Below are 12,035 nucleotides of genomic sequence, written 5' to 3'. Positions count from 1 at the left end.
TTCCTGTTAAATTGCTACCGGCTTCTCGCCATCCAGATGGTGGGTGCACCCCAATGCCTCGGCATCATCGCTATCTGAAAGGGCCGCAACCGTGCGCCATCCCTTTGCTCGTAGCGAAGCCGCCACTTCACTGTCATGCCCTAGTGGCAAGAACAGAATATCCTTGGCCTTTGCACTGAAACCGGCATCGATCAGCGGGCTGGGATAGAGCGAAAAACCGACCGCATTTTCAGTCCCACCATCAGATGCCGGTACTTCATAACTACCACCGCGTCCCATCGCGCCGACAAAACCCTCTGCAAACAGCGTAAAGCCAAACCAGTTTTGATATTCAAAGCCGTGCCGCTCGGTCGGATCAAGAGTCAGATTTGCCTTGTCCTCGATATTCGCAGCAATAGCAGCGATGCCATCCAGCCGCGATGCCAACAGATTGTCGCTGTCAAAAGATCGCATCTTGGCCATGGCGTCGTCAAAAGGCCCTGTCGCTTCAATCAGCGGCAAGTAGCCGACGGCACCCAGCTCCGTCAGACCGCCAGCATCTTTCATATCCAGTTCGCTGCGCACCTCGGCCGCCTGTGCGGCGCTCAACGGCAACGGTCCGGCAGACAATATGTCAACCAGATCCGGCATGGTGAAATCCACAGTAATACCGGTCAGACCGGCACGGCTCAACGCCTCGATTGCGACCGATACAATTTCACTTGCCGCCGCGACGCTATCGGTTCCGATCAGTTCTGCACCGATTTGCAGGCGGCTACGCTCCGGGCGCAATTGACCAGAGCGCAACTTCAATACCTGCCCTGAATAGCTGAGACGCAAGGGACGTGCTGCCTCCGACAGGCTGGTCGCGGCGATCCGGCCAATCTGCATGGTCACATCCGGTCGGAGCGCCAAAGTCCGCTGCGAAATCGGATCGACAAAGCGCATCAGATCGCTTTTCGCCGATCCGGTCATCCGACCCGTCAGCACATCTTCATATTCCACCAAAGGCGGAGACACCCGCGCATAGCCATGGCTGGCCAGCGTATCGAGAACGTCACGTTCCAGACGCGACCCTGCTTCGGCATGGGGCGGCAGGGAATCGTGAAAGCCTTCGGGCAGCAAGTTAGACAGCTTTTGCATAGACTTTCGTCTCCATAGCCTAAGCACGCGCTCAGGCCACCGGTTTTTTGTTCTTCTGTCTAGAAGCGCAGGGCTTTGACCGTTTTCACACCTTCCAGCTGACAAACGGACCACAGCACGGGTTCTTCGACAGGCGAATCGATGGAAAGCAGCAATACAGCTTCTCCTCCAGGTGCATCTGCACGGCGACCCAGATGGAAGGTGCCGATATTGACCCCTGCCTCGCCCAATGTGGAACCGACGCTTCCGATGAAACCGGGTTGATCCTGATTGACGATATAGAGCATGTCGCCTTCCAGATCAGCCTCAACCTTGATGCCGAACATTTCAACCAAACGCGGACCGGAAGAACCGAACAGCGTTCCTGCGACCGATTTCTCGCCCTCATCCGTGGTTACCGACACGCGGACCAGAGTGTGATAGTCGCCCTCGCGGTCATGGCGCACTTCGCGGACATCAAGGCCGCGTTCCTTTGCGAGATAAGGTGCGTTCACCATGTTCACAGAGTCGCTATAGGCAGCCATTAGTCCGGCGAGAACAGCGGCTGTTATGGGTTTAGGATCCAGCTCGGCGGCTGCGCCTTCAACTTCTACCGAAATGCCTTTCAGCGAGCTGCTTGATAGCTGGCCGATCAATGAACCCAGCTGATTTGCGAGCACCATGTAAGGTTTGAGCTTCGGTGCCTGTTCTGCCGAGAGACTAGGCATATTGAGCGCATTTTCAACGCCGCCATTGACCAGATAATCGGCCATCTGCTCGGCCACCTGGATGGCAACATTAACCTGTGCCTCGCTGGTCGATGCGCCCAAATGTGGCGTACAAATAAGGTTCGGCGTTCCAAAGAGCGCATTTTCCTTTGCCGGCTCTTCCGCATAAACATCCAGCGCAGCGCCTGCGACATGACCGGATTCCAAAGCCTCTTTCAGAGCCGCTTCATCAATCAAACCACCGCGGGCACAGTTTATGATCCGTACACCGGGCTTGGTTTTGGCAATCGCCTCGGCTGACATGATATTGCGGGTCTGGTCCGTCAACGGCGTGTGCATGGTGATAAAATCAGCACGCTCCAGCAGCTCGTCCAGCGTCACTTTCTCAATCCCGATCTCAACCGCACGCTCTGCAGTAAGGAACGGATCATAAGCGACAACCTTCATGCGCAGGCCAATGGCACGTTCGGCAACGATCGAACCAATATTGCCTGCACCGATCAAACCCAGCGTCTTGTTGGTCAGCTCGACACCCATGAATTTGGATTTCTCCCATTTGCCAGCCTGGGTTGAGGCATCAGCAGAAGGCAGCTGACGGGCCAAAGCAAACATCATCGCAATGGCATGTTCCGCGGTCGTAATGCTGTTACCGAACGGGGTGTTCATAACCACCACACCTTTGGTCGATGCCGCTGGGATATCGACATTGTCGACACCAATACCGGCGCGGCCAACCACTTTCAGATTGGTCGCAGCTTCCAAAATTTCCGGCGTCACCTTGGTGGACGACCGGATGGCAAGACCATCATAGTCACCGACGATCTGCATCAATTCTTCGGGTGTTTGTCCCGTAATCTCATCCACCTCAACGCCGCGCTCACGGAAAATTTCGGCGGCTTTGGGATCCATTTTGTCGGATATAAGTACTTTTGGCATAGAAAATCTCTTCTTGATTTCCGTCATCCCGGCAGAGGCCGGGATCTCCATAATCTTGGCGCTGTTATGCGAGGAGATTCCGGCTTCCGCAGGAATGACGCGATAAATTAAATCTCGGCTTTGACCTGCGCATAGGCCCATTCAATCCAGGGCAAAAGGCGGCGGACATCTTCTTCCTCAACGGTCGAACCGCACCAGATACGCAAGCTTGGCGGCGCATCACGGTAACCGTTAAAGTCATAGCCGATATTCATCTCTTCAAGCAGGCCGGCAATCTTCTTGGGCACAGCGGCTTTTTGGTCATCATTCAGACCATCATACCAATCACCCTGGAACATCATGCAAACGCCGGTGTTCGTCCACTTTGCGGGATCGCTGACCATGTTGCGAAGCCATGGTGTCGCTTCTATCCAGTCATGCACGATTTTCGCATTGCGATCGGCTCTGGCATGCAGCTCTGGCAAACCACCAATGGATTTGGCCCATTCGAGCGAGGCGATATAATCTTCGGTCGCCAGCAAGGATGGCGTGTTGATCGTTGCTCCTTCGAAGATAGAGCGGTTCAATTTATCACCCTTCTTCACGCGGAAGATTTTCGGCAGCGGCCAGCTCGGGCTGTAGCTTTCAATCCGTTCAACCGCGCGCGGGCTGAGGATCAGCATGCCGTGACCGGCTTCCGATCCCATGACTTTCTGCCAGCTATAGGTGGTGGCATCGAGTTTCGCCCAGTCCATAGGCTGCGCGAACACGGCGCTGGTTGCATCGTTGATGGTCACGCCATCGCGGTCGTCGGCAATCCAGTCGGTATCCGGAATTTTCGCACCCGATGTCGTACCATTCCAGGTGAAGACAATATCATCGCCCTTGTCGATCTGGGTCAGGTCGGGAATTTCGCCATAATCGGCTTCGAGGACCGTGAGGTCGGCTGGCTTCAATTGTTTGACCGCATCCTGAATCCAGACATTGCCGAAGCTTTCCCAGGCCGCAACCGTAACCGGACGCGCGCCGAGCATATTCCACATCGCCAATTCAACAGCGCCGGTATCGGACGCCGGAACAATGCCGATCAGATAGTCGTCGGGGATACCAAGCAACTCACGACTCAGGTCGATGGCATATTTCAGCCGGCCCTTACCTGTCGCGGAGCGATGAGAACGGCCCATGGCCACGGTGTTCAATTTATCGAGAGACCAGCCAGGAAATTTGGCGGTAGGGCCCGAAGAAAAATTCGGGCAATTTGGACGCAACTCGGGTTGCGGTAACATAGTATCAGTCATGTATGCTTCTCCTTACAGAGAGCTCGCGCGGCGTTGGGACCGCGTGGCCCGTCGCCGCAATGGTTGTTGCAGCGCAGCAAGTCAAGCAGCAATATATAAGCTTTTATCAAAACGGCATTTTTGAGATGATCCGACTGGGACATTGGGAGAGAAAAATTCCGTTTGTCGCAAAACGCATCCTTTTTGGCTGAAAAACCGGTATAGCTACTGTTCTTCAGCTCTGATTTAGGATCGCTTCGTCAAGCAGTTTTTATGAAAAAGCCATGTGTAAAAGCGCCAGTTAAGCGTAATTTTTTGATTCTCGGTTTTCTGTCACTCGCGCTGAGCGCTTGCGGCATACCAGATAGCAAACGACCATCAAGTGGTAGTGTGAAGATCGATCCGAGTCCCAGCGCCCGACAATGTTTCGGTGATTTGCGCAATGCCGGTGTTCGTTTTTCACCCCTACCCAATCAGAATTTCTCCGGTGGATGTAGCCAGATAGACGCCATTACCATGCTGGACGTTGGACGCCGTACTGAAGTTTCAAACCTCGGCCCGGTAAGATGCGAGCTGGCGAACAAATTTGCTGCATGGACCGAATATGCGGTTAGACGTGCTGCCAGGCAATATTTGGGAAGTGAACTGGTCCGAATCGAAACCATGGGCAGCTACAGCTGCCGCCGTGTGGCCGGCTCCAATCGCCTGTCAGAACATGGGCGCGCCAATGCGATTGACGTGTCCGGCTTTGTGCTGGCCGATGGTCGCCGCATTACGCTGACCAAAAACTGGAACAGCGGACGGCAGGAGAAGAAATTCCTGCGCGCCATCCACAAAAGCGCCTGTCGTCGGTTCGGTACTGTACTCAGCCCTGATTTCAATGCCGCGCACCATGATCATTTCCATTTCGACATGGGCGGCAACGGCTATTGCCGTTAAACTGATATTTTGCAGATAAACCATTAAGTTCATTGGCAAGTCACATAGCTATGCTCTAGGGCGGAGCTATGACAAATAAAGATTTACACGATCGCCGCTTCTATCGGGCAAAACAAGAAGCAGATTTCGCCAAACAACAAGCTTTAAGCACCCCTCAGACCGAAGACCCCGCCTATACACTCGCTTTCCAGGATAATGACTTCCTGCTGCGCGAGGAATTGCGCCCTGTCCGGTTCCAGCTGGAATTGCTCAAGCCCGAAATGCTGCTCGATGAGGCCGGTATCGGCTCGACGCTGGTCATGTATGGCTCCGCGCGCATTCCCGAACCTAGCAAGGCCGATGCGCTGATTGAAGCAGCGACAGATGAAGCGTCTTTGAAGACTGCCCAGCGGCTGAAAGAAAAATCGAAATATTATGATGAAGCGCGCAGACTGGGGCAGTTGGCCAGTGATTGCGGTATCGAGGAAAATGGAAAACGCGACTTCGTAGTTTGCTCAGGTGGCGGCCCCTCCATAATGGAAGCCGCCAATCGCGGCGCAACCGACGCGGGCAAAGAATCGATCGGCCTGAACATCGTCCTGCCGCACGAGCAGGCACCCAATGAATATGTCACCCCGTCTCTCAGTTTCCAGTTCCACTATTTCGCGCTGCGCAAGATGCACTTCCTGCTACGCGCCAGAGCCGTTGCGGTATTCCCTGGCGGGTTTGGAACATTTGACGAGTTTTTCGAGCTGCTAACACTCGTTCAGACTGGCAAGATGGAACCGCTCCCGATCATCCTGTTTGGAAAGGATTTCTGGAATCGGATTATCAATTTCGATGCTTTGGCCGAAGAAGGGACCATCAGCGCAAAGGATCTGGACCTATTCCAGTTTGTCGAAACAGCTGATGAAGCCTGGCAGATTATCCAGGATTTTTACGATCTCGACTGCGGCTAGTCGCTCACAGAAAACTTAACTGCAAAGGCTTATTCCGCAGCAGCTGCTTCGTCGGCTGCCACGGTTTCTTCTGCCACTTCGGTTGCTGCAGCATCAGCTTCGGCCTCGGCGACAGCTTCACCCTCTGCTGGCGCTTCTTCGGCGGCAGGTGGCTCAGGATAAGGCAGGTTTGAGCCTTGTGCATTCATGTAGGCGATAACATTGGCGCGATCTTCAGGCTTGCTGAGGCCGGCGAAGGTCATTTTTGTACCGGGCGCATATTTCCGCGGGGAAATCAGCCAGGCATTCATATTGTCGAAATTCCAGTTACCTTCAACGGACGACAGAGCATCACTATAGGCAAAGCCGGCAACATGGCCGTGCGATTTGCCGAACGAGTTCCACAAATTTGGTCCAATGCCATTGGCACCGCCTTCATTGATTGTGTGGCAGGCAACACATTTCCTGAATACGGCCTCACCCGCTGCAACGTCAGCCTTGGCGAGCATCATGCTCATCGGCACTTCTTCCGCACCGCCGTCTGATGATTCTACACCTTCAATTGCGAAACCCATCGTTTCCGGACGCTCATTCTTGTCAGCGTGGAAATATTTGCCGCTCAGGATCGAAAAACCAAGCGCTGCAATTCCGCCTGCCAATACCCAGCCAGCAATGGTGTTGTTATTGTCCATCTTGTCTAAAATCCCTGCGTTACCGACAGGAGCAGCCTGTCAAAACTTTGGGCTTTCTCTAATAAGACCGCCGGTTCAAAGCAAGACCTCAATTACACGTATAGATGCTAATATTGTTGCGCCAGTTTCGCCAAGTGCGATCAGGTCTTGCGCAGACGCATTTTGTACGGCAATCGCGACCTTTGACAAACGGGTGCACAAAACAGGAAATGATAGCGTCATGAACAGCTTCCCGCGCAACGCCCTGGCCATGGTCGATAAAATGACCGCAACGGCAGCAGAGGCTCCTGCCAAGACGATCGCGTTTCAAGGCGCACCAGGTGCCAATTCCCATCTGGCAGCCATGGAATATGCCCCGGATTGCTTGCCTCTGCCCTGTTTTTCATTTGAAGATGCACTTGATGCGGTGAAGCAGGGCATAGCCGGATCCGCAATAATCCCTATTGAGAACAGCCTGCATGGAAGGGTTGCTGACATCCATTTCCTGCTGCCCGAATCGGGTCTGCATATTGTTGCGGAGCACTTCATGCGGATTCGCCACTGCCTGATGGCAAAATCCGAAGACGCAAAGATCAAAACAGCAATGAGTCATCCACAAGCACTGGGTCAATGCCGCCACTATCTGCGCGCCCGTGACATTATTCCCGTCGCCTACGCCGATACCGCAGCTGCTGCAGCTTATGTCGCGCAGCAGGAGGATCCCCAAGCTGCCGCGATTGCCCCGCCGCTCGCTGCAGAGATTTACGGCCTGCAACCCATTGCCAATGCGATAGAGGATGAAGATCATAACATGACGCGCTTTGTCTTGCTCGCCTCTGATGCTGTAATGCCAGAGAGCAATGGTCCTGATGATTTTCAGTTAATGACCACCTTCATCTTTGAAGTAAAAAACATCCCCGCCGCACTCTACAAGGCGATGGGCGGCTTCGCGACCAATGGTGTCAACATGACAAAACTGGAAAGTTATCAGGAAGGTGGCAGTTTCTCAGCCTCGAAATTCTACGCTGATATAGAAGGCGGTCTTGGTGACCCGGCAGTTGACCGGGCTCTGGAAGAATTGCATTTTCACTGCAACGAAGTCCGCCTGCTCGGTACCTATCGACAGGGACGACCGCGCTCCTAATATGACCGGTCACTACGCAGGGAAAGCGCAGACCGGTTTCTACATTTCATAAACGATCTGGAAACCTAGTTCACAGAAGGGGCAGCGGCCCTGGCCATCAAACCGTTGGAATGGGCAACACCGGGAACAACCTTTACTCTCCAACCAAAGGGCAAGGCATATTCATCGGCCTTCTGTTTGCCGAATTCATGGTAAGATAGACCGCGAGCGAAACGATGCGGTCCCTGCTTCATGGCTTCCGGGCTCCGTCGCAGGCTTTTATGATTGGGATCATTGTCCTTATCCCCCAACAGCAGCAGGACGTTTTTGCTCAACGCCGCCTTTAACATCTCTTCAGAGATACCAGCCCCAGCCAGTCCATAAGGATATACTTCTGCCACATCGGGCCGTGTGTACCAGCCTGCATTGGCGGCGATATACTGTTTCACCGGCGCATCGGGTTTATAATAAAGATACCGGTGCACAAATTGAGCGCCGGCCGAGTGGCCGTATATGCTATATTGCGTCTGCTGGCTTCCAACAGCCTGTTTTACACGATCGAAAATCGGTTCAATGGCGCTGAAGGACCAGATGGATTCATCTTGCCGTCCTTCAGTTTCTTTCCGGAAGACATTGCCGAGATTATAGCCCGCGGATTTTGGAAAATCCCGCTGGGAAAATTCCGGCGCAACAACGATCAGGCCGTTTTTCTGAGCAGGTTCTCGCCATTCCCTGAGATAGCGGTGGGGATCGCGCTTGTTGCCGTGCATCATGAACAGGACAGGCGCGCGCGACAAATCAATGCCATCAGGCAAATATACCCAAACCGGCAAATCGGGGCCCGCCCACTTTGTGAAGACAAACCGGTTAATCTCTCCGGATTTCAGCGCAAGGATTTCCGGCGGTGCGGTTGAGGTGACGCTGTGGAAACGGTACTCGGCTGGTCGCTCAGTAGCTTTACTGTCAGGCGGCGCGGCATTGGCAAAAGCAGAGACGTAGCCACCGGATATGAAGACCAAACTGCTGACCACTGCAAGATATCGGATGTTCATCGGCATACCATTCTTGATTAAATTTATGACCTCCAAGCCCCTAAAGGATAAGACTTGGAGGTCATGTCCGGCCATGATCGCCCCCGCAGACGGCCGGTCTATTTCTTTTCGATCCTAGAAGCGAACGCTTGCACCGAGGAAAAACTCACGGCCAACGGCATCATTCACGTCGTTCGTGATGTTAAGACTGCTGCCTGAATCAGTGCCTGTTGGTATGAGTGGACCGAAATTATTGAAGATATTATTCACGCCGCCATAGATTGTATAACGGTCATCGGGACCGAAACGATAGCGTGCGTAAACATCATGAAAAGTTTCGTCACTCACGCGGAAGAAGCGATCGTCGTCAGGATTTGCAGCGTCATTACTGTCTATACCACCCGCTTCATAATTGAGCGTGTAAGTCATTCGGAAACCACCGTTCCGATAACCCAAGCGCAAGCGAAGTTCGTCTTCACCATTATCGATTTCTCCTAATGGAGTATCCAACACCGTTACGCCGCCAATACCGGTGAACGTCGTTTGATCCTTGAAATAGTGGGAATAGCGGAAGTCGATATCGAAACGGCCGGGAATAACCGGTAGTTCAATACGGCTCCACCGCATCGTTGCGTCTATACCCTCGACCAGCTCGTTATTCAGGTTTTCTTGAAAGTTAATCACCTCATCAACACTGCCGTCCAGAGCGTTTCTGGTGATCACGTCGCAGAACCGGTTATTCGGAAAATCATCCGCAGCATAGCAAAGATCAACGGTATTTTGCGTGCTGACTGAACCAATCGCATCTTTGATGCTGATCCGGTAGTAGTCGGCCACAAAGGTAAAGTTTGGAATAGCCGACGGAGTGAGCACGAAACCGGCGGTAAATGTATTCGCGGTTTCTTCCTGAAGATTCTGGTTACCGGCATTTGGACCCTGCGTAGCACCTGGCGCATCAAAAGCATCGGGCACACCGGCTGCATCCTGATTGTCGGGATCGGCAAAATAAGCCTGAATTCCAGCCTCAGCCAGACAGTTTTGTGCAATGGTAGCAAGGTTTGCATTCTCTCCACCTGGACTTGATGGTGCTGAAATGCCGGTTCCATCCGGATTCAAACCCTCGCAAGGGTCCTGAAGATCATCGCCGTCAGGCCGCGCTGGCGAGAAAAACTCGGTAATGTTTGGTGCACGCTGAGATCGCGAAAATTGTGTGCGAAATCTTAGATCATCGTTCATCTGCCAAACAAGTCCGGCATTCAGGCTGAAAATCGTTCCGACGGTAGAATATTCGGCGATGCGAGCGGCACCGCTGACATTTACGGTTTCAAACAACGGTACATCAATTTCTACAAAACCTTCTACAACGTCATAATTTGCCGTGATACTGGGGAAAGTAGAGTGGGTCGTAACGAAGACATCATTGGTTGTCGGATCACCATCGACACCGCCGACCAAATCACCATCACGATCGCCTCTCGTGCTCTGCGTTTCCCGGCGATACTCAACGCCGGCAGCAAATTTCACATTGCGGTCATTTATAGAGAAAAGATCACCATTGATTGATCCACCAGCCGTAAACTGGGTTCGTTTTTGCGAAGCGTCGCCTGTGTAGCTGATATATTCTGCGGCTTCGGGAGATACACTTCCTTCGCCAAAAAGATCTAACGGCACACAGCCATTTTGACGGGCGGTTGCATCGGCGCATTGAAAACCACCCGCACCATTGTCTTCGATGTCCAGAGCAAAATCTACATTTTGAAGATTGATCTCACCCACATTAATTGCCCGTTGCTTCCATTCGCCATAGGTCGCGAAAGCGTTCCATCTGATTGCATCCGTCAACTGGCCATCCAGATCACCCATTAAGCGGATCGTTTCACGGCTGTTGATGCGTTGCTCTTCACCAACTTCCGGAAAGGATCTGATCCACGATACAGTACCGCTTCGCGTAACCTCAACTTCCGGCGGGATGAATGGATGGTCCGAAGCCATTCGGCGAACATTGAATACATCAGGCACACCGTTTAAAATACCGTAAGATTCTCCACTGCCGGCATCTTCGATGCCATTGCGACTGACTGTGTCTACATCGGAATAGAGGGCAGTCAGCGATGCGGTAACCACGTCGGAGAACTCATATTTCCCATGAAAACCAAGATTAAGTATTTCGCGTTTCGAGCGCAGGGACTGGCCCAAACGATCATTGATACCATCAAAGTCTCCCAGAAAATCTTGTCCCGGCTCGCGATCAGCGGGCAGACGACCAAAACCACTAGGATCATCACGCGCTACGTCATTAAACCACTGACCATCTCTGAACCAGGCATCACCTTCAAAAACACCACCTGGAAGATCGGAGTCGAACGAAGGTAAAATGCGCAATGCCGATCAGTATTATCGGGATCACAACCCGGCGCATTTACCTCATTGGCGAAGGAATCCCGGGAAGCATCAGCTGGATCATCAAACTCTAGCGCAGCCGCAGCTAAAGGACGACTGGAATCGATCAAAATCTCATTCTCATCCCGATAGCTTGCACCGAGCAGAATATATCCACGGTCATCTGCAAATCTGGTGCCATAGAGACCTTCGAGGCGCAGCTCTTCGCCGCCGCTTGCATCGGGAGCCGAAAAGCGGACATCGAAATCGATGCCTTCAAAAGAGTCTTCGAGAATGAAGTTCGCAACACCTGCGATAGCATCAGAACCATAAATCGCGGATGCACCGCCGGTTGTGATTTCGGCACGCTTTACGAAGCCTGCTGGAATAGTGCCAAGGCTGACGCGATCACCATTGCCCGAGTTGGACACAGCCCGCTTACCGTTAATCAAGACAAGCGTTCTGTCGTCGCCCAACCGCCGCAAGCTGATCGTGGAAAGGCCATTATTTTGGATAGAATTGTTGCTGTTCTGAACCGAAACGCCATCACCTACACCCGGAAGCTGCGTGATGATTTCCGCCAGATCCGTCTTGCCTGTTTCTTCAATATCATCTGCGCTGAATACCTGTAGCGGGATAGACGATTCTTCGGCCCGCCGTTCGATACGCGACCCCGTAACAACAATCAGATCGTCGCCTGCGCTTGCCTCAGCCTGTTCCGTGTCCGGCACCTCTTGAGCCAGAGCCGGGATACTGGTTGCCGCCACTAGTACGGTTGAACATTTTAGTATGTTACGTAACTTTATCATCTGATATATCCCCCTCGAGACAATTTTGTTGCACAATCCCAGCTGTTACTGAGCCATTGTTCCTCCGACCCCGGTCTGACATCATAAAAAATGACTTCAAATTCATAATTGGAATGATACGATGCGAAAAACGCAAGATTCTGAA

At 52.8% G+C, this 12,035-nt stretch carries 10 protein-coding genes; 3 read left to right on the top strand and 7 right to left on the bottom strand.

All coding sequences use genetic code 11. From position 1 onward, the window contains the following. Positions 1 to 6 precede the first annotated feature (6 nt). From DK507_RS11435 to DK507_RS11425, 3 genes are all read right to left on the bottom strand, one after another. Entirely contained in the window at positions 7 to 1,122 is a 1,116-nt protein-coding gene (locus DK507_RS11435; protein WP_109356521.1) for an ATP phosphoribosyltransferase regulatory subunit, read from the bottom strand. 59 nt (positions 1,123 to 1,181) lie between these two features. Continuing rightward, complete coding sequence (gene serA, locus DK507_RS11430; RefSeq protein WP_109357641.1) at positions 1,182 to 2,765, bottom strand: phosphoglycerate dehydrogenase; 1,584 nt, start codon at positions 2,763 to 2,765, stop codon at positions 1,182 to 1,184. Between the two features lie 107 nt (positions 2,766 to 2,872). Continuing rightward, the gene (locus tag DK507_RS11425) at positions 2,873 to 4,042 is read right to left on the bottom strand and encodes a phosphoserine transaminase (protein ID WP_109356520.1); all 1,170 of its coding nucleotides are present in this window, start codon (positions 4,040 to 4,042) and stop codon (positions 2,873 to 2,875) included. 252 nt (positions 4,043 to 4,294) lie between these two features. Here DK507_RS11425 and DK507_RS11415 point away from each other — a divergent pair, with 252 nt between their 5' ends. Both DK507_RS11415 and DK507_RS11410 read left to right on the top strand, forming a co-directional pair. Beyond that, the gene (locus DK507_RS11415) at positions 4,295 to 4,960 is read left to right on the top strand and encodes an extensin family protein (RefSeq protein WP_109356518.1); all 666 of its coding nucleotides are present in this window, start codon (positions 4,295 to 4,297) and stop codon (positions 4,958 to 4,960) included. A 68-nt stretch (positions 4,961 to 5,028) separates the two neighbouring features. Beyond that, positions 5,029 to 5,898 (top strand): TIGR00730 family Rossman fold protein, encoded by an 870-nt coding sequence (locus DK507_RS11410; RefSeq protein ID WP_109356517.1) that lies wholly within the window; start codon positions 5,029 to 5,031, stop codon positions 5,896 to 5,898. Between the two features lie 29 nt (positions 5,899 to 5,927). On the opposite strand, the gene DK507_RS11405 is transcribed toward DK507_RS11410, so the two are convergent. Next, positions 5,928 to 6,569: a cytochrome c family protein gene (locus DK507_RS11405; protein ID WP_109356516.1), complete on the bottom strand. Its 642-nt coding sequence runs from the start codon at positions 6,567 to 6,569 to the stop codon at positions 5,928 to 5,930. A 220-nt stretch (positions 6,570 to 6,789) separates the two neighbouring features. On the opposite strand from DK507_RS11405, the gene DK507_RS11400 reads away from it, so the two are divergent. Beyond that, entirely contained in the window at positions 6,790 to 7,692 is a 903-nt protein-coding gene (locus DK507_RS11400) for a prephenate dehydratase (protein ID WP_109356515.1), read from the top strand. 65 nt (positions 7,693 to 7,757) lie between these two features. Here the strand turns inward: DK507_RS11400 and DK507_RS11395 are convergent, their stop codons facing one another. The 3 genes from DK507_RS11395 to DK507_RS11385 form a co-directional block, all read right to left on the bottom strand. Continuing rightward, on the bottom strand, positions 7,758 to 8,723 hold the full coding sequence (locus DK507_RS11395) for a hypothetical protein (RefSeq protein ID WP_162559023.1): 966 nt from the start codon (positions 8,721 to 8,723) through the stop codon (positions 7,758 to 7,760). A 114-nt stretch (positions 8,724 to 8,837) separates the two neighbouring features. Then, positions 8,838 to 11,084, bottom strand: a complete 2,247-nt coding sequence (locus tag DK507_RS11390) for a TonB-dependent receptor (RefSeq protein ID WP_162559022.1) — start codon at positions 11,082 to 11,084, stop codon at positions 8,838 to 8,840. After that, positions 10,991 to 11,890 (bottom strand): TonB-dependent siderophore receptor, encoded by a 900-nt coding sequence (locus DK507_RS11385; RefSeq protein WP_109356512.1) that lies wholly within the window; start codon positions 11,888 to 11,890, stop codon positions 10,991 to 10,993. The genes DK507_RS11390 and DK507_RS11385 overlap by 94 nt, the downstream gene beginning before the upstream one ends. Positions 11,891 to 12,035: the final 145 nt, after the last annotated feature.

Source organism: Sphingorhabdus sp. EL138, from assembly GCF_900258045.1.
Taxonomy (GTDB): Bacteria; Pseudomonadota; Alphaproteobacteria; order Sphingomonadales; family Sphingomonadaceae; genus Parasphingorhabdus.
This window is presented reverse-complemented; position numbering and strand designations above follow the sequence as displayed.

What these genes read in the sequence shown, in the direction of transcription:
- DK507_RS11435 (WP_109356521.1), bottom strand. Translation starts at nt 1,122, where the DNA reads ATGCAAAAGCTGTCTAACTTGCTGCCCGAAGGCTTTCACGATTCCCTG.
- serA (WP_109357641.1), bottom strand. Translation starts at nt 2,765, where the DNA reads ATGCCAAAAGTACTTATATCCGACAAAATGGATCCCAAAGCCGCCGAA.
- DK507_RS11425 (WP_109356520.1), bottom strand. Translation starts at nt 4,042, where the DNA reads ATGACTGATACTATGTTACCGCAACCCGAGTTGCGTCCAAATTGCCCG.
- DK507_RS11415 (WP_109356518.1), top strand. Translation starts at nt 4,295, where the DNA reads ATGAAAAAGCCATGTGTAAAAGCGCCAGTTAAGCGTAATTTTTTGATT.
- DK507_RS11410 (WP_109356517.1), top strand. Translation starts at nt 5,029, where the DNA reads ATGACAAATAAAGATTTACACGATCGCCGCTTCTATCGGGCAAAACAA.
- DK507_RS11405 (WP_109356516.1), bottom strand. Translation starts at nt 6,569, where the DNA reads ATGGACAATAACAACACCATTGCTGGCTGGGTATTGGCAGGCGGAATT.
- DK507_RS11400 (WP_109356515.1), top strand. Translation starts at nt 6,790, where the DNA reads ATGAACAGCTTCCCGCGCAACGCCCTGGCCATGGTCGATAAAATGACC.
- DK507_RS11395 (WP_162559023.1), bottom strand. Translation starts at nt 8,723, where the DNA reads ATGAACATCCGATATCTTGCAGTGGTCAGCAGTTTGGTCTTCATATCC.
- DK507_RS11385 (WP_109356512.1), bottom strand. Translation starts at nt 11,890, where the DNA reads ATGATAAAGTTACGTAACATACTAAAATGTTCAACCGTACTAGTGGCG.